Source organism: Actinotignum vesiculae (assembly GCF_051267215.1).
In the GTDB taxonomy this organism is placed as follows: domain Bacteria; phylum Actinomycetota; class Actinomycetes; order Actinomycetales; family Actinomycetaceae; genus Actinotignum; species Actinotignum schaalii.
Genome location: NZ_JBOZGG010000005.1, coordinates 95,414 through 116,048, shown reverse-complemented (window position 1 = coordinate 116,048; position 20,635 = coordinate 95,414). Strand labels below are relative to the sequence as shown.

General features: G+C 63.2%; 14 protein-coding genes and 1 pseudogene. 10 read left to right on the top strand and 5 right to left on the bottom strand.

What is annotated here, in order from left to right; all coding sequences use genetic code 11:
* Positions 1 to 190: 190 nt before the first annotated feature.
* The 3 genes and pseudogenes from guaA (at position 191) to pflA (ending at position 5,461) form a co-directional block, all read left to right on the top strand.
* On the top strand, positions 191 to 1,768 hold the full coding sequence (gene guaA, locus ACRQHG_RS04195; RefSeq protein ID WP_016443034.1) for a glutamine-hydrolyzing GMP synthase: 1,578 nt from the start codon (positions 191 to 193) through the stop codon (positions 1,766 to 1,768).
* 420 nt (positions 1,769 to 2,188) lie between these two features.
* Positions 2,189 to 4,579: pseudogene (gene pflB / locus ACRQHG_RS04190) on the top strand (formate C-acetyltransferase).
* A gap of 3 nt (positions 4,580 to 4,582) precedes the next feature.
* Positions 4,583 to 5,461, top strand: coding sequence for a pyruvate formate-lyase-activating protein (gene pflA, locus ACRQHG_RS04185; RefSeq protein ID WP_051278118.1), 879 nt, complete (start codon positions 4,583 to 4,585; stop codon positions 5,459 to 5,461).
* A gap of 183 nt (positions 5,462 to 5,644) precedes the next feature.
* Here pflA and ACRQHG_RS04180 read toward each other — a convergent pair whose 3' ends face one another.
* Positions 5,645 to 6,487: a DUF981 family protein gene (locus tag ACRQHG_RS04180; RefSeq protein WP_435710924.1), complete on the bottom strand. Its 843-nt coding sequence runs from the start codon at positions 6,485 to 6,487 to the stop codon at positions 5,645 to 5,647.
* Between the two features lie 85 nt (positions 6,488 to 6,572).
* On the opposite strand from ACRQHG_RS04180, the gene ACRQHG_RS04175 reads away from it, so the two are divergent.
* Both ACRQHG_RS04175 and ACRQHG_RS04170 read left to right on the top strand, forming a co-directional pair.
* Positions 6,573 to 7,952 (top strand): aldehyde dehydrogenase family protein, encoded by a 1,380-nt coding sequence (locus ACRQHG_RS04175; protein WP_435710922.1) that lies wholly within the window; start codon positions 6,573 to 6,575, stop codon positions 7,950 to 7,952.
* 162 nt (positions 7,953 to 8,114) lie between these two features.
* The gene (locus ACRQHG_RS04170) at positions 8,115 to 10,730 is read left to right on the top strand and encodes a UvrD-helicase domain-containing protein (protein ID WP_435710920.1); all 2,616 of its coding nucleotides are present in this window, start codon (positions 8,115 to 8,117) and stop codon (positions 10,728 to 10,730) included.
* Here ACRQHG_RS04170 and ACRQHG_RS04165 read toward each other — a convergent pair.
* Genes ACRQHG_RS04165 through ACRQHG_RS04150 form a run of 4 tightly spaced genes read right to left on the bottom strand, consistent with a single transcriptional unit; the run spans position 10,678 to position 14,399 of the window.
* Complete coding sequence (locus tag ACRQHG_RS04165; RefSeq protein ID WP_435719602.1) at positions 10,678 to 11,634, bottom strand: metal ABC transporter permease; 957 nt, start codon at positions 11,632 to 11,634, stop codon at positions 10,678 to 10,680. The two genes, ACRQHG_RS04170 and ACRQHG_RS04165, sit on opposite strands and share 53 nt — an antisense overlap.
* On the bottom strand, positions 11,631 to 12,668 hold the full coding sequence (locus ACRQHG_RS04160) for a metal ABC transporter permease (RefSeq protein ID WP_435710918.1): 1,038 nt from the start codon (positions 12,666 to 12,668) through the stop codon (positions 11,631 to 11,633). Before ACRQHG_RS04160 ends, ACRQHG_RS04165 begins: the two co-directional genes overlap by 4 nt.
* A gap of 12 nt (positions 12,669 to 12,680) precedes the next feature.
* Positions 12,681 to 13,424 carry a metal ABC transporter ATP-binding protein gene (locus ACRQHG_RS04155; RefSeq protein WP_435710916.1) on the bottom strand — a complete coding sequence of 248 codons (744 nt, stop codon included), beginning with the start codon at positions 13,422 to 13,424 and terminating at the stop codon, positions 12,681 to 12,683.
* A 9-nt stretch (positions 13,425 to 13,433) separates the two neighbouring features.
* Complete coding sequence (locus ACRQHG_RS04150) at positions 13,434 to 14,399, bottom strand: metal ABC transporter substrate-binding protein (RefSeq protein WP_435710914.1); 966 nt, start codon at positions 14,397 to 14,399, stop codon at positions 13,434 to 13,436.
* A 665-nt stretch (positions 14,400 to 15,064) separates the two neighbouring features.
* On the opposite strand from ACRQHG_RS04150, the gene trpD reads away from it, so the two are divergent.
* The 5 genes from trpD (at position 15,065) to ACRQHG_RS04125 (ending at position 20,568) form a co-directional block, all read left to right on the top strand.
* On the top strand, positions 15,065 to 16,084 hold the full coding sequence (gene trpD, locus ACRQHG_RS04145; protein ID WP_435710912.1) for an anthranilate phosphoribosyltransferase: 1,020 nt from the start codon (positions 15,065 to 15,067) through the stop codon (positions 16,082 to 16,084).
* A complete protein-coding gene (gene trpC, locus ACRQHG_RS04140) occupies positions 16,077 to 16,955 on the top strand; it encodes an indole-3-glycerol phosphate synthase TrpC (protein ID WP_435710911.1) in 879 nt (292 codons plus the stop codon). The genes trpD and trpC overlap by 8 nt, the downstream gene beginning before the upstream one ends.
* A 2-nt stretch (positions 16,956 to 16,957) precedes the next feature.
* Positions 16,958 to 18,205, top strand: a complete 1,248-nt coding sequence (gene trpB, locus ACRQHG_RS04135; protein ID WP_435710910.1) for a tryptophan synthase subunit beta — start codon at positions 16,958 to 16,960, stop codon at positions 18,203 to 18,205.
* Positions 18,198 to 18,995 (top strand): tryptophan synthase subunit alpha, encoded by a 798-nt coding sequence (trpA, locus tag ACRQHG_RS04130; protein ID WP_435710908.1) that lies wholly within the window; start codon positions 18,198 to 18,200, stop codon positions 18,993 to 18,995. The genes trpB and trpA overlap by 8 nt, the downstream gene beginning before the upstream one ends.
* A 133-nt stretch (positions 18,996 to 19,128) precedes the next feature.
* Entirely contained in the window at positions 19,129 to 20,568 is a 1,440-nt protein-coding gene (locus ACRQHG_RS04125) for a cell division protein PerM (protein ID WP_435710906.1), read from the top strand.
* Positions 20,569 to 20,635 lie beyond the last annotated feature (67 nt).

Here is a 20,635-nt window from a genome sequence, read left to right as displayed (position 1 = left end):
GAAAAAATAGGCGTATCCACGCCGGGATATCCCTTCAAATAATCTCACATCTTGCGAGCTGATGTGCATGCCCAGCTCAGGCCCACGCGGGCGGGTGTGCGTCGTCGTTCCTATCCGGTGACGAAGGTCCTAGAAACCTTCCGGGCGTTGGCCGGCTCCCAGTAGGCGCCGGCGCGTTTTAATCACTAGAATGAACAGCGTGAATACCAGCGATAATTCCCCGGTTCTTGTTGTCGATTTTGGTGCGCAGTACGCTCAGCTCATCGCGCGGCGCGTTCGTGAAGCACACGTTTATTCAGAAATTGTTCCGCACACCATGTCCGCTGCGGATATGCTGGCGAAGAAGCCCGCGGCCATTATTCTTTCCGGCGGCCCGGCATCCGTGTACGCGGAAGGCGCGCCCGCAATCGATAAGGACATTTTTGAGGCCGGGGTGCCTATCCTCGGTATCTGCTACGGCTTCCAAGCCATGGCCCAGGCCCTGGGCGGGCGCGTGGGGCGCACCGGCACCCGCGAATACGGGCGTACCGAAGCCCGCACCGCCGGTGATTCCTGCCTTTTCGCCGGTCTGGAAGATAAGCAAATCGTGTGGATGAGCCACGGGGATGCCGTGAGTGAAGCCCCGGAAGGCTTCACCGTCACCGCCGCCACCGATGAAACCCCGGTGGCCGCTTTTGAAGACCGCAAGCGCCGGCTCTTCGGCGTGCAATGGCATCCGGAAGTGCTCCACTCTCAGCGCGGCCAGGCCGCCCTGGAAAACTTCCTTTACGAAGGCGCGGGAATCAGCCCGAACTGGACTCCGTCCTCCATTATTGATGAGCAGGTGGCTCAGATTCGCGAGCGGGTCGGCTCCGCGCAGGTGATCTGCGCGCTCTCGGGCGGGGTGGATTCCTCGGTTGCCGCGGCGCTCGTGCACAAAGCTATTGGTGACCAGCTCACCTGCTTCTTTATCGACCACGGGCTGCTGCGCGCCGGCGAACGCGAGCAGGTGGAACGCGATTACGCGGAAAGCACCGGCATTCGCATCTTCACCATTGATGAATCCCAGCGCTTCCTCTCCGCGCTGGCCGGCGTGCGCGATCCGGAAACGAAGCGCAAGATTATCGGGCGCGAATTTATCCGCTCCTTCGAAAGCGCGCAGCGCCAGTTGGTAGATAAGCTCGGCGGCGGGGAAGACGTGAAATTCCTCGTGCAGGGTACGCTCTACCCGGACGTGGTGGAATCCGGCGGGGGAGAAGGCGCCTCCAATATTAAGAGCCACCACAATGTGGGCGGCCTGCCCGAAGATATGAATTTCGAGCTCATCGAACCCCTGCGCAGCCTCTTCAAGGATGAGGTGCGTGCCATCGGGCGCGAACTGGGCGTGCCGGAGAAAATCGTGGCCCGCCAGCCCTTCCCGGGGCCGGGCCTGGCGATCCGCGTGATCGGTGAAGTCACCGAAGATAATCTGCGCATCCTGCGCGAAGCCGATGCCATCGCCCGTGAAGAACTCACCGCGGCCGGGCTGGACGCCGAAATTTGGCAGTGCCCGGTGGTGCTGCTGGCCGAGGTGCATTCCGTGGGCGTGCAGGGTGACCACCGCACCTACGGGCATCCCATCGTGCTGCGCCCGGTTTCTTCCGAGGATGCGATGACGGCCGATTGGGCCCGGGTTCCCTACGATGTGCTCGCCCATATTTCCAATCGCATCACGAACTCCGTGGCGGAAGTTAATCGCGTGGTTCTGGACGTCACCTCCAAGCCTCCGGCAACAATTGAATGGGAGTAACATTCGCAGCTAAAAAGTGATTCCTCACACATGTGAGAGGGGTGGCGACGTGAAGTCGCGTGTCGGCGCGCCCGCCGGGGGCGCCGCGGGAATGTGCGCCGCTCATCTCACGTGTCTGGGAATGTTTTTTCGCGCAAGCGCGTTAGGATAAATGTAGGCGCGGACAGCGAGTGATATACGCCCGCCGCCCGTGCCGGACAATACAATCGAGAGTCGCTTGTGCCTGACCGATTGATACGGACAACAGGTAAAAGAATCAGGACTTGTTACCTCGGTGCCGTAGCGATTCACGCGAAGGCGTGGATACGGTGCGGACGCAAGCGTGCGGCAATTTCTTACGGAACATCTGTTCCGCTTGTAAATTGCTTTATGCTTGGATAATAACGGGTACTGACACGACACAAGGAGAGTTAGACGCACATGGAGCGCACTGCTACCGATACCCCAACAGAGGAAGCCTGGGCGGGTTTCACGTCCGGCACCTGGAATGAAGCCATTGACGTTCGTGACTTCATCCAGAAGAACTACACCCCCTACGAAGGGGATGCTTCGTTCCTGGCCGGCCCGACGGAGAAGACCACCCGGCTGTGGGAGTCTCTTGAGGAAAATTACCTCTCCGAGGAGCGCCGCCGTCGCGTGTACGACGTCGACACCGACACCCCGGCCGATATTGACGCTTTCCCCGCCGGCTACATTTCCGAAGACGACGACGTCGTCGTCGGCCTGCAGACGGATGTTCCGCTCAAGCGCGCGATGATGCCCAATGGCGGCTGGCGCATGGTGGAAACCGCCATCAAGGAAGCGGGCAAGGAAGTGAACCCGGAGATCAAGAAGATCTTCACCCGCTACCGCAAGACCCACAATGACGCGGTCTTCGATATTTACACCCCGCGTATTCGCGCGGCCCGTTCCTCGCATATTATTACCGGTCTTCCGGATGCCTACGGCCGTGGCCGCATTATTGGTGACTACCGCCGCGTGGCCCTCTACGGTGTGGATAAGCTCATCGAAGAGAAGCAGGCCATGAAGGATTCCGTGGCCGATCAGCCCTTCTCCGAGCACTGGGCTCGTTTCCGTGAGGAACACGCCGAGCAGATCAAGGCTCTGAAGAAGCTCAAGACCCTCGGTGAAATCTACGGCTTCGATATTTCCGGCCCGGCGAAGAACTCGCGTGAAGCCGTGCAGTGGCTGTACTTCGGCTACCTCGCTTCCGTGAAGAGCCAGGACGGCGCGGCCATGTCCATCGGCCGCCTCTCCGCCTTCCTCGATATTTACTTCGAGCGCGATCTGGCCGCCGGAACTATCACGGAAACCGACGCGCAGGAAATGATTGACAACCTCGTCATGAAGCTGCGTATCGTCCGCTTCCTGCGCACCATCGATTACGATCAGATCTTCTCCGGTGATCCCTACTGGGCCACCTGGTCGGATGCTGGCTTCGGTGATGACGGGCGTACCCTCGTCACCAAGACCTCCTTCCGTCTGCTTCAGACCCTGCGTAACCTGGGTCCGGCTCCGGAACCGAATATCACCATTTTCTGGGATCCGGCGCTTCCGGAAGGCTACAAGGAATTCTGCGCGGCCATTTCCATCGAAACCTCGTCCATCCAGTACGAATCTGACGAACAGATTCGTAACCAGTGGGGCGACGACGCTGCCATCGCGTGCTGCGTTTCCCCGATGCGGGTGGGCAAGCAGATGCAGTTCTTCGGGGCTCGCGTGAACGCTGCTAAGGCCCTGCTCTACGCCATCAACGGCGGCCGCGATGAAATGACCGGCAAGCAGGTGACCGAACCGGGGCTGTTCACCCCGCTCGAAGGCGACGGCCCGCTCGACTTCGACGAAGTCTGGCAGAAGTACGAAGAGATGCTCGACTGGGTGGTTGGCACCTACGTTGAAGCTCTCAACATCATCCACTACTGCCATGACCGCTACGCTTACGAAGCGGTGGAGATGGCTCTCCACGATTCGGAGATCATCCGCACCATGGGTTGCGGTATTGCCGGCCTGTCCATCGTGGCGGACTCGCTTTCCGCGATCAAGTACGCGAAGGTCTACCCGGTTCGCGACGAAACCGGCCTCGTTGTCGATTACAAGACGGAAGGCACCTTCCCGATCTACGGTAATGATGATGACCGCGCTGATGACATCGCGGCAACCGTGGTTCACACCATCATGGCGAAGATCAAGGCGATCCCGATGTACCGCGATGCCATCCCGACCCAGTCGGTGCTGACCATTACCTCCAACGTGGTGTACGGCAAGGCCACGGGTTCCTTCCCGTCCGGCCACAAGGCTGGCACCCCGTTCTCCCCGGGCGCGAACCCGGAGAACGGCATGGATACCCACGGTATGGTGGCCTCCATGATGTCCGTTGGTAAGCTGGATTACAAGGATGCCCTCGATGGTATTTCCTTGACGAATACCATTACGCCGGCTGGCCTCGGCCGCAATAAGGATGAGCAGGTCAAGAACCTGGTCGGAATTATGGACGCCGGCTTCATGGCTGAAGAAGACTAAAACTCTAAGATTCAACCCCCAACAAAGAAAAGAAGGTAAAAAATGGCTAAGACCTACGAAGAGCGTCTCGAGTCGATGAAGGCTGCTCGCGAAGATAACGGTGGGGTGCAGGGTCTGTACCACGCCAATATCAACGTGCTGGATCGCTCCACCCTCGAGGACGCGATTGATCACCCCGAGAAGTACCCGAACCTGACCGTTCGCGTTTCCGGCTACGCCGTGAACTTCGTGAAGCTGACCCGCGAACAGCAGCTCGACGTTCTGTCGCGTACCTTCCATCACTCGGCATAACCATTGTCTGCTGAGTTGCGACTAGCACCGGTCGGCCTTCAAGATTTCGAAGCGCCGACCGGTCGGTTGCAGGGGGCCGGTCTGGGAGGCATCGATGTCCTTGACGACATCGAACGCAAAGAACGGCTTCGCAAGATGCGCGAGGGAACCCTCGGTTCCGTCCACTCGTGGGAACTTGTGACCGCGGTGGACGGGCCCGGGACCCGAATGACAGTCTTCATGGCAGGGTGCCCCCTGCGGTGCCTGTACTGTCATAACCCTGACACCTTCATCATGAAGGACGGTCAGCCGGTGGATTCCGATGAATTGCTGCGGCGCTGGAAGCGCTACCGTCGCATGTTCAAGGCGACGGGTGGCGGAATCACGATCTCGGGTGGCGAATGCTTAATGCAACCCGCCTTCCTCAAGACCGTGCTTCGTGGCGCCAAGGAAATGGGAATCCATACGTGTATCGATACCTCCGGTTATCTCGGCCGTAACGTCGACGATGAAATGATGAGTTACATCGACATGGTGTTGCTCGACGTGAAATCGGGATCCGAGGAAGTATATAAGCGCACGACCGGCCGCGAACTGCAACCGACCATTGATTTTGGTGATCGATTGGCTGCCGCGGGCAAGGAAATCTGGGTACGTTTCGTACTCGTGCCCGGGCTGACAGACGATCCGGAGAACGTGGAGAACGTTGCGAAGATCGTTGCACGGTGGAAGAACGCGGTGAGCCGCGTTGAAGTTCTACCGTTCCACCAGATGGGGCGAGACAAGTGGCATTCACTTGGCTACGACTACCAACTGGAAGACGTCGTACCGCCGTCACCACAAGCCGTGGAAGAAGCGCGGGAGCACTTCCGGCGCTTGGGGCTCAACACCCCGGCTTTCTAAACGCTACGGATGACGCCAAGGGCCGCGTCCCGAAAGGGATGCGGCCCTTTTGTGTGCGTGCTTGCGTGGTGCACTGATGGAACGGTGCTGCGTCGTCGTACCAGAAACGTGAGGTACGACGACGCCGCTGCGGCCACCGCGGGCGGCCGCAGCTCCACCGGGCCACGCGCCGGCCTGGCAGCGCTACATGGTATTGACCACGAGCCCGATATGGGTATAGAAGTTCATGGCACCGAAGAGCATGAAGATGACCCCGCTGATGACCAGGCACCAGTAGGCGGCGCTCACCACGCCGCCGCGCACCTGCCCGCGGGCATCCGGGCGCACCGCGGCGAAGAAGAGAATCGCACCCACACCGGCCAGGCCAAAGACCGCGGAGAGGGCAATCGACTCGAGCCAGGGGTAGGCAGCGAAGGACCCGGAAATCGGCTCCTGGGGAGGTGCGGCGAAGAACTGGTAGACCATCCCGGCGCACATAATCGCAAGCAGGGCCAAGCCCATTGCCAGCGCGAAAATGGAGACCGGGCGGGCGATCCGCGCGAAAGTGTGGAAAGGCGAGCTGGATGCGAGGATGCGATCCCCGCGCTTCCACAGGATGAAACTCGCCGCGAGCAGGAGCACGCCGAAGCCGAGGCAGGTTTCCCCGAAGATAATATTGTCGAAGGGGAAGCCGCCGGCGGCCAGCGGCCAGGTGAGGCACATGTGCAGGCCGGTCAGCGTCTGGATCAGGCCGGTCACGAAGAAGCCGAGGGTGTAGCCGTCCAGGCTCACGGCCTTATCGGCATCCGCGCCGGCTACGTGCACGGATGCTGCGGCGCCAGCTCCCGTAGTGCCAGCTGCGCCCGCGGCATCGCCAGCTCCCACCGCTCCCGCTGGAACCGCGCTGCGCAAGTGCACCAGCAGCCGGCCAACCAAGATCAGGCCCACCCCGGCCGCGATGGCCATAATGGTGTTGTAGGTGGGCATCGACGCCCAATCAATCATTCCCGGGGCGCTTTCCCCGGTGAAGAAATCTCCCACGTTCACCACTCCTTTCTCAATTTAGGACTAATGTCCCCATGATAGCCGGGTTTGCCCGGCACAGTGGGCCACAACACAGTAAGCTAGGCTTATGACTCACTACCGCGTGCATAACCCCAATACCGGCGAGGTGGAAGAATGCTTCCCCTCCCTGCCCGCCGCCGCGATCCCGGGCGTGATCAGCGCTTCCTGGGATGCCTTCACCAGCTGGCGCGATACCCCGATGGCCACCCGCGCCGCGGTCCTGCACCGCTTCGGGGAGCTCATCACGGAGCGTTCGGCGGAGCTCGCCGATATTATCGGGCGGGAAATGGGCAAACCGGTGCGCGATGGCGTCGCCGAGCTCGCCGTCGTCAGCCAGCACGCCCACTGGTTCGCCGATAACGCGCCGCGCTACCTGGAACCCACCGCGCTGGATGCCGGGGATGGCATCCCCACCTACGTGCTCCACCAGCCGCTGGGCGTGCTGCTGGGCATCATGCCCTGGAACTTCCCCTATTCCCAGATTGCCCGCTTCGCGCTGCCCCAGCTCATGGTCGGCAATACGATTCTCATGAAACAAGCGGAGATCTGCCCGCGTTCCTCGGCTGCGTTCGAGGCGCTGCTGCGCGAAGCCGGCCTGCCTGCCGGGGTGTACCAGAATATCTACCTGGATATTGCGGATACGGAGAAAGTCCTCGCGGACCCGCGCGTCAAAGGAGTATCGCTGACCGGTTCGGAGCGGGCGGGATCCTCGGTTGCGCAGCTGGCCGGGAAGTACACGAAACGTTCCCTCCTGGAGCTGGGCGGCAATGATGCCATGGTGGTGCTGGACGCCGCCGATATCGCCGCGGTAGCCCGCGCGGCGGTGCGCACGCGCGTGTTCAACGCCGGGCAGGTCTGCACCTCGAATAAGCGCATTATCGTGCTGGATAGTGTTTTCGAGGAATTCCTCGCGGCGGCCCGCGCGGAGATCGCGAGCATCGTGGTGGGTCCCTATGATGACCCGGCCACGGATATGGGGCCGCTGTCCTCGATTGCGGCGAGGGACGAGGTGGTGCGGCGGGTGGCGAGCGCCGTCGCCGCTGGAGCGCACCGCCATTACGGAGGTCACAAAATTGACCGGCCGGGCGCCTTTATGACCCCGGCCTTGCTCACCGATATTCCCACGGACCACGATATCGCTCGCAACGAATTATTCGGGCCGGTGGTGGCGCTCTACCGGGCGGCGGATGAGGAAGCAGCCCTCGAGCTGGCCAATAGCACCGCCTACGGTTTGCAGTCCTCGGTGTGGAGCCAGGATCTGGAGAAGGCGCAGCGTTTCGCGGCGCGTTTGGCGGCCGGGATGACCATTATCAATAAGCACCGCGAATCGGCGCCCACCTGGCCTTTTGGTGGAATTAATCGTTCCGGTTACGGCCGCGAGGAGGGCGCCTGGGGTTTGCGTGCCTTCACGAACGAGCATGCGGTGCGCGTCCATCCGGCGCGATAGGTACGACGGCGCAGCTTCGTTGGTACGACGGCGCAGCTTAACTGGCGCGGGGCCGGCCGGGCAGGTAGGTGCCGCATGCCATCGGCCGGTGCCCGGAGTGAGAGAAACGCGAAGCTCGGGGGCGTTTTTTGTGTCGGGGTGGTGTCGTACCCTAGAAGGGCTATGGAGGAATCGTACAAAGCAACAATCGCGCGGCTGCGGGAACGCGTGGCGGCCGCCCAGCAAGCCGGGGCTACCGTGGGGCGGCGCCCGGGTGTGCCCGCACCGGCTCAGGCCGCTGAAAGTGCGCCTACTGGTCAGGGCGGGGCAGCGGCTGCGGGTGCGCCGGCGGCTGCGAGCGTGCCGGAGGTTTCGGGTGCGGCGGCGCGCATTCTCACCGGCCTCAATAGCGCCCAGCGGGAAGCCGTGATTCACAGCGGCGGCCCGCTGCTTGTGGTCGCCGGGGCCGGCTCGGGGAAAACCCGGGTGCTGACCTCGCGTATCGCCTACCTCATCGCCACCGGGCAGGCCCACCCGGCCAATATCCTCGCCATCACCTTCACCAATAAGGCGGCGCGGGAAATGCGCGAACGCCTGGAGGGGATGCTCGGCGGCCTGGCCCGCGGCATGTGGATCTCCACCTTCCACTCCGCCTGCGTGCGGATTTTGCGGGCCGAACACCGCGCGCTCGGGATGCGCTCCACCTTCACCATTTACGATGCCGCGGATTCCCAGCGCCTCATGACCATGGTGTGCCGGGAAGAAAATATTGACATCCGGGCCTACCCGCCCAAAATGCTCAGCCGCCAGGTCTCTAATCTCAAGGATGAACTGGTTACCCCGGCCGCGCAGGCCGCGGCCGCAACCGATAGGGACGGCCAGGTGCTGGCCCAGGCCTACGCCGCGTACCAGGATCGCCTGGAGCGCGCCAATGCGCTGGATTTCGATGATCTTATTATGCGCACGGTGGAGGTGCTCACCTCCCACCCGGAGATCGCCGAACGCTACCGCACCCGCTTCCGCCACATCCTGGTGGACGAATATCAGGACACCAACCACGCCCAATACGTCCTGGTGCGCACCCTGGCCGGGCAGGGCCCGGAACGCTCCGCGCTCACCGTGGTGGGCGATGCCGATCAGTCCATTTACGCCTTCCGCGGCGCCACTATCCGCAATATTGAGGATTTTGAGAAAGACTTCGCGGATGCCACCAGCGTGGTCCTCGAGCAAAACTATCGCTCCACCCAAAATATTCTTTCTGCCGCCAATGCCGTCATCTCCCATAATGAAGGGCGCCGGCCGAAAAAGCTGTGGACGGATTCGGGGAGCGGGGAAAAGATCACCGGCTACGTGGCCGATTCGGAAAGCGACGAAGCCAATTTCGTTGTCACAGAAATTGACCGGCTCCGGGATAATAACGGGGTGCGTTACGGGGATGTGGCGGTGTTTTACCGCACCAATTCCCAGGCTCGGGCCCTGGAAGAAATGTTCGTGCGCTCCGGGATTCCCTACCGGGTCATCGGCGGTACCCGCTTCTATGAGCGCAAAGAAATCAAGGATGCCCTCGCGTACCTGCACGCGGTCGCCAATCCGGATGATACCGTTTCGCTGCGCCGCATCATCAATGAACCCAAACGCGGGGTGGGGGATACCGCGCAGGGCCACCTGGCCACCCACGCCCAACGCTGGAATATTTCCTTCGGTGCCGCGGTGGCCGATGTGGCTACCCCCAATCCGGAGCGCGGCGAAGTTGCGGGGCTGACGGCTCGGGCCCGCAGCGCCGTCGCCGATCTGGCTCGCATCCTCGAAACCGCGCGTCAGGATGCCGCCGCGGGCGGTAAACCCGCGGATATCCTCGATTACCTCATGGATGAATCCGGGTACCTGGCTGTGCTACAGGAATCCAAAGACCCGCAGGATCTCAGCCGGGTGGAAAACCTGGCCGAATTACACGCGGTCGCGGTGGAGTTTTCCGCTCAAAATCCGGATGCCGGGTTGGGGGAGTGGCTGGACCAGATTTCGCTGGTCTCGGATACGGATCGGCTTCCCGAGGGGAGCGAATCCGAAGGGGAAACCACTCTCATGACGGTCCACACCGCCAAAGGTCTGGAGTTCCCGGTTGTTTTCGTCACCGGCCTGGAAGACGGCACCTTCCCGCATATGCGTTCCCTGGATGACCGGCGCGAACTCGCCGAAGAACGCCGCCTCGCCTACGTGGCCTTTACCCGCGCGCGCGAACGCCTCTATATTTCGCGAGCGGCAGCGCGCTCTTCGTGGGGTGCACCCCAGGAGTTCCCGCCCTCGCGTTTCATTGAAGAAATCCCGCCCGAACTTATTGATTGGCGCCGGGAACAATCCTCCCAGGATCTCGTGCGCGGTGGCGGTATTGGTTCCGGTTACGGGTGGGGGCGCCGTGAGCGGCGCGCGCCTTCTTTCTTTGACGACGACGCCGGGCCCATCATCGGCTCAGGTACATTCAAACCCGGGAAACTCGGGGTGCCCGCCACCGCTAACTCGGCCTCTCGCGCTGATTCTGCCGGAAGTTCGCATCAAGCAGCTGGCGGTTCGGGTGGTGCAGCGGGCTCAACTAGCGCGGCGGGTGCACCTAGCGCGGCCGATACCGCAGCGGATACCAAAGGCTTCGCGGTGGGTGACACCGTGGAGCACCGCTCCTTTGGGCGGGGGACCATCCTCGGCTTCGAGGGCCGAGGAAAGTCCACCACCGCGAAAGTCGCTTTCGGCTCGGTCACGAAACGCTTGATGCTGCGTTTCGCTCCGCTGACGAAAGTGGAGAAGTAGCGGCACTCGCGGCAGCGGCCGGCACGCTCAGGGTGCGCCGGTGGCTGCGTGCCGCCGCGCGCCCGCTCAGCTTGTACCAGGCCAGCGCGCTCAGGAACACTACCCCGTCGGTGAAAGCCATCATCGCCGAGGTCGCCAAATCCAGATACAGGGCCAGCACGAAGCCGAGGAGCGCCTCGGCCACCGCAATCAGGAGAGTGAGCACCAGGAGGTGGCGCAGCGAGCGGGCGAAAAGAATCGCCGTGGCCGCCGGCACCACCATGAGGGCAATAACCAGGATCGCGCCCGCGGCATTGAAAGCCGCCACCACGGTCAGGGACACCAACATCATGAGCCCCAGCTCCACCGCCCGCACCGGGAAGCCGATAGTCGCAGCGAAATCACCGTCGAAAGTATCGGTCTTGAGAACCCGGAAAAACACCGCGATGAAAATCGCGTTGAGCGCGCACACCGCGAGCAGCTGCCACATGGTGCGCGGGCCAATATCGTAACCGCCGATAATGATATGTTCCGGGCTCAAAGCCATGAGATTGAGATCCCCGGTGAGCACGGTGTCCTGGCAAATATGGATACGGGAAAGCGTGGTCGAGAGCAGCAAAATACCCAGGGCGAAAAGCACCGGGAAAATCACGCCCTGGCTGGCATCCCCGGTGAGCAACCGGGTGCGATCCAGCTGCTGGGCACCCAGCACCACCACCAAACCCATGAGCGCCGCGCACACCACCATGATCGGGGAATGCGTGGAACCAGACAGAATCGTGCCCACCACAATCCCAGGGAGCACGGCGTGCGACATCGCATCCACCAGCATGGACTGCCCGCGCAACACCAGGAACACCCCCGGAAGCGCGCAGGTCACCGCGGTCACCACCGCGAGCAACATAACTGCCACAATGAAACTCATTGCCCGCTCCTCTCCGAAGCACCCCCGGCTGCCAGAGCATCCGGCGCCGTAGGCGCCGGCGTCGTCGCCGATCCTTGCGCACCCGCAGGAACCGGAACCTCCGCGGAAGCCAGCGCCCGCGTGGCAAGATCACCGCGCAAGCGGCGCTGGCGCAGGGCCACCACCACAATGGAGCGGCGCGGCGCGGCCAACAGCGAGAACGCGAAAATAACAAAGAGGTGGAGCACCACAATCGGGCCGGTGGGAACCTTGCCCAGGCACACGGACAGGTACGCGCCCGCCGCGCCCGCAACCCCACCGAAAATCCCGGCCAGCACCATCATGGAGGACATGCGGTGCGTCCACTGGCGCGCGGCCGCGGCCGGCATAATCGCAAAAGCGACCATGAGGATAAGCCCCACGCCCTTAATTCCAATCACGATAGCGATGGTGACGAGCACCAGCATGAGCGGCGTGAGCACGCGCGGGCTGAAGCCCTGCAATTGCGCCGTCACCGGATCGAAGGTCACCAATTTGATTTCTTTAAAGAAAGCGAGGATAACCGCGACGGTGAGCAGCCCGAATACCGCGATGGTCACCAGGTCCCCGGCGCGTACATTCGCCGCGTTGCCGAACATGTAGCTGTCGATCCCGCCGCGATTGGGCAGGTGGGAATGGGTGAGGAGCCGTAGGCACACCATCCCGCCGCCGTAAAACAACGAGAGGCAGATGGCCATAGCCGCGTCCGCCTTCACTTTCGAATGCGCCACGATGATATTGGTGAGAACGACGGCGCACATCGCCGCCGCGCTCGCCCCCAGCACGAGGACCACCATCGAGCGCCCATCCATGCCCAGCAGGGTGGCCACCGTGAAGGCGGCAACCACACCGAGGATGGAGCTGTGCCCGATAACGTCGGATACCAGGGACTGGCGGCGCAGGTAAAGCAGGCAGCCAGCGATACCGGAAAACACCCCGATGAGGGTGGTTCCGATGAGCATGGTGCGGAAAATATAGGTTCCCCACAATTCCAGCGGGGAAATAAAATCAATCATCGCGCCGCGCCCTCACTTGCGTTCGAGGGCGATGGAAAGGCCGTAGGCTCGCGCGATATTATCCGCGGTGAAAGCCTCCTCCACGTTTCCGCTCGCCACCAATTTGCCGCTAGAGAGCAGCACAACGCTATCGCAGAAATCAGGGACCGTCTGCAAATCGTGATGCACGATCATCACGGTTTTCCCCTCATCAACCAGCTCGCGCAGCAGCGTCATAATCGCCTGCTGGGAGGTGATATCGATACCCGCGAAAGGTTCGTCCATGAGGTAGAGCTCGGCGTGCTGGGCCAGGGCGCGCGCCACGAAGGTGCGCTGCTGCTGGCCGCCGGACAGCTCGTTGATATGGCGGTGGGCAAGATTGGAAATTCCCAGGCGTTCCATGGCCGCTGCGGCGGCTTCGCGCTGGCGTGCGCCCGGGCGGCGCAGCCAGCCCAGCTGGGCGTACGTACCCATGAGCACGACGTCGCCCACCGTGGTCGGGAAATCCCAATCCACGGTGGCGGTTTGCGGCACGTAAGCAATGCGTGAACGCACCCGGGGGAGTGGTTCGCCGAAGAAGCTGACGTCCCCGGCGAGGGCCGGAACGAGGCGCAGGGCCGCCTTCATGACGGTGGATTTCCCCGCGCCGTTCGGGCCGAGAAGCGCCACCACCTGGCCTGGACTGACGCGGAGCGAAACATCGCTCACCGCGATCGTATCCTGGTAGGCGACGCTCAGGTGGTCAATCTGACAGGCCAGCGTGGTAGCGGATCCCATAGATATCACCTATTTCTGCGACAGCGCGCTGACGATGGAATCAACGTTGTAGCTGAAAGCACCCAGGTAGGTATTCGTGGGCGCTTCGGAGCTGAGGGTGTCGGCGAAGAGCTCGTTATCGGAGACCTCAACGTGCCAGCCCTTTTCGCGCACCGCGTCCTGGAGGTGCTTAATGACTTCGGGGTTCTTGAGGTTGTCCTGGAAGATCACCGGAACCTTGCGCTCGGCAATGAGGGTGGCGAGCTCGTTGAGCTCCACCGCGGACATTTCCGATTCGGAGGAAACGAAATCGGTGGCGTGAATTTCAATACCGAAAGAAGCGCCCAGGTAGTTGAAGGCGTCATGCCCGGTGATGAGCACGCGGTTTTCCTTCGGGATCTTATCGAACTTGGCCTTGGCTTCATCGGCGGCCTTGGCGATCTTCTTGTTGTATTCTTCCGCGTTGGCCTTGTAGAGGTCCGCGTTCGCGGCGTCGATCTCACCGAGCTTGGTGGCGGTGGCCGTCACCACGTACTGCCAGTTCTCCGGGGAGTTCCACACGTGCGGGTCGTGGCCTTCGATCTTGCCGTCTTCTTCCCAGGGGAGGAGCTTATCCTCCGGGATGGCTTCCGCGGCCGCGATCTGGCGGTCGCCGAGCTTCTCAAGCTGGCCCATCATCTTGTGTTCCATATCGTGGGAGGTCCACACCACAAGATCGGCCTTTTCAATGGCCTGGGTGTCCTGGGTGGTCAGTTCCTGGGTGTGAGGATCACCGCCGGGCTTGACCAAGGTGGTTACGTTAGCCTCGGGAGCGACGTTGCGAATAACATCTTCGAGGTAACCGGTAGTTGCCACCACCGACAGGCCCGCGGCCTTTGAGGAGTCGGTGGCCGGCGATTCGGATGCGCCCTTATTATCGGTGGCGCAGCCGGTCAGGGATGCGAGTGCCAAAGCCCCGGCCGCGGCAATCGCGGCCAACTTAACAGAATGTTTCATGGTGTCCTTCTTCAATCACGAAAGCATGTAAGGTATGGGTTTCTTTACTCGGGACCTGAATATGTTAACCGATGCACGCATAAAGCACTAGGGTGAATCTGCGAAACGTCGCGAAAAATCCCGGGAATCTCTGGGTGAAAAGTCAATAATAATAATTGCGTGCCTGGTAGTTGCGGCACGCCGGCTCACTTCTGGTAGTACGACGACGCCGCCAGCTGGCTGCCGCCCTTACCTGTCCGCATGATGGACCGGGGCGGGGGCGCCACCCGGGGTGGGCTAAGCTCACAGCTATGCAGCAGGATCTCAAGGTACAGGGTCAGGCCGGTGCGGCCTGGCGATGGTGGCGCGCCTAAGAAGCGTGCCCCTGCGGCGCAACCACGCCGCCCCAACCACCTGAGAGGAGAATCCCGTGCAACGGGACCTACCGCATTCACCTGAGCACCATGTCCCCGATGCCCTATCCACGCATCGCCGGCACTCCACCACACTCACTGTCTCCATCATGGCGCCTTCCGCAACGCCGGCTACTGCCGCCGCGGCGGCGGCCATGGCTGCCTCCACCCGCGCCCAGCTGCGCTGCCGCTGGTGGAAAGCCGCCCGGGGGCGATGGCGCGGCCCGCTCAGCACCGCAGTCCACCCAAACTTTCCCAACGTACGGAGTTGTCATGATTAAAGAAGCCATTATTAAAGTTGTGTCCAAGCAGGATCTCACCTATGACGAGGCCTATACCGTTATGAATGAGATCATGGGCGGGGAAAGCACCCCCACCCAGACGGCAGCCTTCCTCGCCGCGCTGTCCACCAAGAACGCGCGGGCAGAAACCACCGATGAGATTTCCGGCTGCGCCACCGCGATGCGCGAACACGCCGATTACTTCGAGGTTCCTTTCCCCACCCTGGAAATCGTGGGAACCGGCGGGGATAACGCCCACTCCTTCAATATTTCCACGACCTCGATGTTCGTGCTGGCCGCCGGGGGAGTCAAGGTCTCCAAGCACGGCAACCGCGCCGCCTCCTCGCTGTCCGGTACCGCCGACTGCCTGGAAGCCCTCGGGGTGAATATCAACCAGGATCCGGATACCTGCCGGCGTCTCCTCGATGAGGTGGGCATGTGCTTCATGTTCGCCCAGCTCTACCACAAGTCCATGAAGAACGTGGGGGCGATCCGCAAGGAGCTTGGCTTCCGCACTGTCTTCAATATCCTCGGGCCGCTGACCAACCCGATCCACCCCGAATACCAGGTCCTCGGCGTTTACGATGAATACCTCGTCGAGCCCCTCGCCCGCGTCCTCAATGACCTGGGCGTCCACCACGGCCTGGTGGTCTACGGCCAGGATAAGCTCGATGAGATTTCCCTCTCCGCACCCACCACGGTCTGCGAAGTACGTAACGGCGAATACCGCACCTTCGAAATGTCCCCGGATGTGTTCGGTTTCAACCGGGCCACCCCGGCCGATATGCTCGGCGGCACCCCGGAAGAAAACGCCCAGATCACTCGCGATATCCTTTCCGGGAAGATCACCGGCCCCAAGCGTGACGTGGTCCAGCTCAATGCCGGTGCCGGGCTCTATATCGCCGGCAAGGCCCGCTCCATTGCCGCGGGTGTGGATATGGCCGGCGACCTCATCGAGGATGGCAGCGCCTACCGCAAGATTGACGAATTCGTGGAGGCTTCGCGTGCCTAATATCCTCGAGCAGATCGCCGCCGCCACCCGGGAACGGGTGGCCCGCGATAAAGAACAGATCCCCGCGGCCCGCATGCGCGAACTCGCCGAAGCGCTTGCCGCCGCGCCTGCGCCTGCCGAAGCACTCGCGCCCGCCGCCGGGAGCCAACCCGGGAGCGATCCGGCCAGCTTCCCCTTCGAGGCCGCCCTGCGCGGCCCCGGGCTCGGCTTCATCTGCGAAGTGAAAAAAGCTTCGCCCTCGAAGGGCATCATCGCCGAAGATTTCCCCTACCTCGATATTGCCCGCTCCTACGAAGCGGCCGGGGCGGAAGCTATGTCTGTGCTGACCGAACCGCAGTGGTTCCTCGGTTCGGATAGCTACCTGGAGGAAATCACCCGCACGGTTACCACCCCCTGCCTGCGCAAAGATTTCGTGGTGGATTCCTACCAGATCTACCAGGCGAAAACGCTGGGGGCCAGCGCGGTGCTGCTCATCTGCTCGCTCCTGGATACCGCAACCCTGCGCGAGTACCTCCAGCTGGCGCATTCCCTTGGGCTATCCGCCCTGGTGGAAACCCACGACGCTGCGGAAATTGACTCCGCCCAGGCGGCCGGCGCCCACATCATCGGAATCAACAACCGCAATCTCAAAGATTTTTCGGTTGATCTGACCACCGCGGGCCAGTTGCGGGCCCGTATCGAGAGCACTGCCCTCGTCGTCGCCGAATCTGGGGTGCGCGGGGCCGCGGACGTGGAAGCGCTCGCGGCCGGCGGTGCCGACGCGGTGCTCGTGGGCGAAGCCCTCATGCGCAGCGCCGATAAAGTAGGAGTACTGGCCCAGTGGCGCCAGGCCGCGGCGCGCGTCGTCGCCCCCGCACAGGAGAAAGAATAACCATGACCGAAGGACACACGATGGAAAGCTCCACCTCGGGAACCTCCACGCCGGAAACCGGCGCGCCCGAGCGCCCGGGCAGGTTCGGCATCCACGGCGGGCAGTTCATCCCGGAAACTCTCATGCCGGCCATCGAAGAGCTGGACGCCGCCTACCGGCACTACCGCGACGACCCAGAATTTAATGCCGAACTCACCGATCTTTTCAATAATTACGCGGGCCGGCCCTCCCTCCTCTACTACGCGGAGCGGATGACGCGCGATCTGGGCGGCGCGAAAATCTACCTCAAACGCGAGGACCTCAACCACACCGGCGCCCACAAAATCAATAACGTGCTCGGCCAGGCGCTGCTCGCCAAGAAAATGGGCAAAACCCGCCTCATCGCGGAAACCGGGGCCGGCCAGCACGGGGTCGCCACCGCCACCGCTGCCGCGCTGTTCAATATGGAATGCGTGGTGTTCATGGGGGAGGAAGATACCCGCCGCCAGGCCCTCAACGTGTACCGGATGCGGCTACTGGGCGCGGATGTGGTCGCGGTGAAATCCGGGACCGGCACCCTCAAGGACGCCGCCAGCGAAGCCTTCCGCGAATGGACCGGGCGGGTCAGCGATACCCACTACTGCCTCGGCTCGGTTATGGGCCCGCATCCCTTCCCCACGATCGTGCGTGATTTCCAAGCGGTTATTTCCCGCGAGGCCCGCGCCCAGATCCTGGAAGCCGAAGGGCGCCTGCCCGATGCGGTGATCGCCTGCGTGGGCGGCGGCTCGAACGCGGCCGGTTCTTTCTATAACTTCGTAGGTGACGCGGGCGTGCGCCTCATCGGCGCGGAAGCGGCCGGGCGGGGCGTGGATACCCCGGATACCGCCGCGACCATCGCCACCGGCACCGAAGGCATTTTCCACGGTATGAAATCCTATTTCTGCCAGGATGAATTCGGGCAGATCGCCCCGGTGTACTCCATCTCGGCCGGCCTGGACTACCCGGGGATTGGCCCCGAACACGCCTACTGGCACGATATCGGGCGCGCGGAATACGTACCGGTCACCGACGCGGAGGCCGTGGAGGCTTTCGAATACCTTTCGCGCACCGAGGGGATTATTCCCGCGATTGAATCGGCGCACGCCCTCGCGCACGCCATGAAGATCGCCCCGGAGATGCCGGGCAAGATTATTATCGTCACCCTCTCGGGCCGCGGGGATAAGGACGTTGCGGCCATCGCGCGCTACCGGGGAGAAGATATCCATGACTAAACAGGTACCCATCGCCCGGGCTTTTTCCCGCGGCAAAGCTTTTATTCCCTTCTTCACCTGCGGGGATCCAGATTTAGGTACGACGGCGCACATCATCCGCGCGGCCGGCCGGGCCGGTGCAGATCTCATTGAATTCGGCGTGCCTTTCTCTGATCCGACCGCCGAGGGCCCGGTCATCCAGGCATCCTCGGAGCGGGCGCTGCGCGGGGGAGCCACCACGGACAAGATTTTCGAGATGATCGGCCAGGTGCGCCCGGATCTGGAATGCCCCTTCGTCATCATGACCTACGCCAATGTGGTCTTCTCCTACGGACCGGAGCGCTTCGCGCGCCGCTGCGCGGAAGTTGGGGTCTCCGGCGTGATCCTCCCCGATGTGCCTTTCGAAGAAAAGGGCGAATTCGAGGGGGCTTTGGCTGCGCATAACGTTGATCTCATTTCGCTGATCGCGCCTACCTCCGAGGATCGGATCGAGGCGATTGCGCGGGCCGCGCGCGGCTTCCTTTACGTGGTCTCCTCCATGGGGGTGACGGGCATGCGCTCGAATATCACCACCGATGTGGGGGCCATCGTGGAGAAAATCCGCTCGGTCACGGATACTCCCTGCGCGATTGGCTTCGGGATTTCTTCCCCGGAGCAGGCCGCCCGCATGGGGGCGCTCTCCGACGGGGTGATCGTGGGATCGGCCCTGGTTTCTCGGATTCACGAACTTGCTGCGGCTGGAAAGGGCGCGGAGGAAATCGCCGCGGATATCGCCGGCCGGGTGAGCGAACTCAAGGGCGCGCTCGGCTAAGCGCCGCGAAGGTGCCGGTGCGCGTAGCGGAGCGCAGGCTCCGCGCGCAGCGGCCGCGCGAAGATGGTGCGGTGAGCAACACGCCGGGCCCTCTTCCGCGGCCCGGCACCCATCGCGCGCCACCATGGAAGGGATGTTAACGTATTCGCGCCGCGTGGCGCTCGCCCTGGCCGTTATCCAGCCCGTGGTCCTCACCTGGATCACGGTGGTGCTCATCTGCCTGCTCGGATACACCCTCACCGCGGCCTCCCCGCTGCTCGGGGACGTAACCTGGCAGGGCGCGGCACGCCTGGGCGGCTCCCTGTGGCTGCTCGCCCTCGGCACGCCGCTCGTAACCGCGGGTGGGCATATCGGCCTCATGCCGCTGCTCCTGACCGCTCTCATCGCCTGGCTCACGGTGCGTTTCCTGCGCGCCATCGTGGTGGAAGACTGGTGGGACGTAGCCATCGCCACGCTGAGCGGAGCGGGCAGCGCCGGTGTGATCTGCCTGCTTTCCCTCCCGCAATCATCCCTGCTCCACGCCCTCGTGGGCGGGGCGGTGCTCGGCTTCGCCGCCAGCCAATGCGCCTGGCTGGAACGCCCGGCCTGGCCCGGGGTGGCCATCCTCGAACGCGGCTGGCGCCTCATCGCACCGCTGGCCGCCACCCTGGCCGCCCTGAGCCTCCTCCTGGTTCTTGCCGCGGCGGTGCTCGGCTTCGGGCGCGCCCAGGCCCTGCACGCCGCCTATCTCACCGACCTCACCGGCACGATTCTCTTCACCCTCACCCAGCTGCTCTTCGCCCCCGCGCTCGCGGTATGGGCGCTGGCTTACGTAACCGGCGCCGGTTTCACGGTGGGCAGCGGCGCGGTCTTTTCGGCCCTGGGTGGCAGTTTCGCCCCCATCCCCGGCCTTCCCGTTTTCGGCCTGCTGCCCGACCCGGCCCTGCGCCCCGCCTGGCTCCTCATCATCCCCATCCTCACGGGCCTGGCCTGGGGCGTGATCCGCTCGCTGCGCCCGCGCGACTGGGTGAGCGCCGCAGTGGGCGCCCTGGAACTCCTGGTGCTCGTGGCCCTCGCCGGGCAATTCGCCACCGGCGGGATCGGCCCGGGCCGCATGCTCGAGGTCGGCACTCGCGCCCCGCTCCTCACCGGCTGCGTGGCGCTCACGGTGCTGCTGCCTTTCGCGCTCGGTTACGGCGCGCGCGACTTCTGGACGTGGGTGCGCGCCTTGTGGGAACGTTACCGGGTACGGCGCGCCCTGCGCCCCGCCCCACAGCAGCACGACGCCGCCGCCCACTCCGCAGCGCCCACTTTCGCCACCACCGTGACGCCTGGCGATGCAGCGATGGAGCAGGCCGCACCGGAGCATTCCGAAGCGCCGGGCGGAGAGAGCGCCCTCACCGCGGACGCCAGCGCCACCGCGCCCACGGCCGCCACCGCGCCGGCTGCGCCGACGGCACCGGCCGCCACGGCGCCAGCCGCGCCGTCCACCACCCTGCATTCGGTTCCTACCGCCGCGATCGCTCCGGAACCAGCATCTTCTCAGCCCGCCGCCGCTGACTGGGAAGAGCGTGGGAAAAGTGAGGAAAAATAACAGGAGAGCTGGGCATAGAGTGAAATAACGGCGCGCGAAGGCGCCCGGGCGGCCTAAAATTTTGCCT

What these genes read in the sequence shown, in the direction of transcription:
- ACRQHG_RS04165 (WP_435719602.1), bottom strand. Translation starts at nt 11,634, where the DNA reads ATGAGTTTCATTGTGGCAGTTATGTTGCTCGCGGTGGTGACCGCGGTG.
- ACRQHG_RS04175 (WP_435710922.1), top strand. Translation starts at nt 6,573, where the DNA reads ATGACTCACTACCGCGTGCATAACCCCAATACCGGCGAGGTGGAAGAA.
- ACRQHG_RS04155 (WP_435710916.1), bottom strand. Translation starts at nt 13,424, where the DNA reads ATGGGATCCGCTACCACGCTGGCCTGTCAGATTGACCACCTGAGCGTC.
- guaA (WP_016443034.1), top strand. Translation starts at nt 191, where the DNA reads ATGAACAGCGTGAATACCAGCGATAATTCCCCGGTTCTTGTTGTCGAT.
- ACRQHG_RS04125 (WP_435710906.1), top strand. Translation starts at nt 19,129, where the DNA reads ATGTTAACGTATTCGCGCCGCGTGGCGCTCGCCCTGGCCGTTATCCAG.
- trpD (WP_435710912.1), top strand. Translation starts at nt 15,065, where the DNA reads ATGATTAAAGAAGCCATTATTAAAGTTGTGTCCAAGCAGGATCTCACC.
- ACRQHG_RS04160 (WP_435710918.1), bottom strand. Translation starts at nt 12,668, where the DNA reads ATGATTGATTTTATTTCCCCGCTGGAATTGTGGGGAACCTATATTTTC.
- trpA (WP_435710908.1), top strand. Translation starts at nt 18,198, where the DNA reads ATGACTAAACAGGTACCCATCGCCCGGGCTTTTTCCCGCGGCAAAGCT.
- ACRQHG_RS04170 (WP_435710920.1), top strand. Translation starts at nt 8,115, where the DNA reads ATGGAGGAATCGTACAAAGCAACAATCGCGCGGCTGCGGGAACGCGTG.
- trpB (WP_435710910.1), top strand. Translation starts at nt 16,958, where the DNA reads ATGACCGAAGGACACACGATGGAAAGCTCCACCTCGGGAACCTCCACG.
- ACRQHG_RS04150 (WP_435710914.1), bottom strand. Translation starts at nt 14,399, where the DNA reads ATGAAACATTCTGTTAAGTTGGCCGCGATTGCCGCGGCCGGGGCTTTG.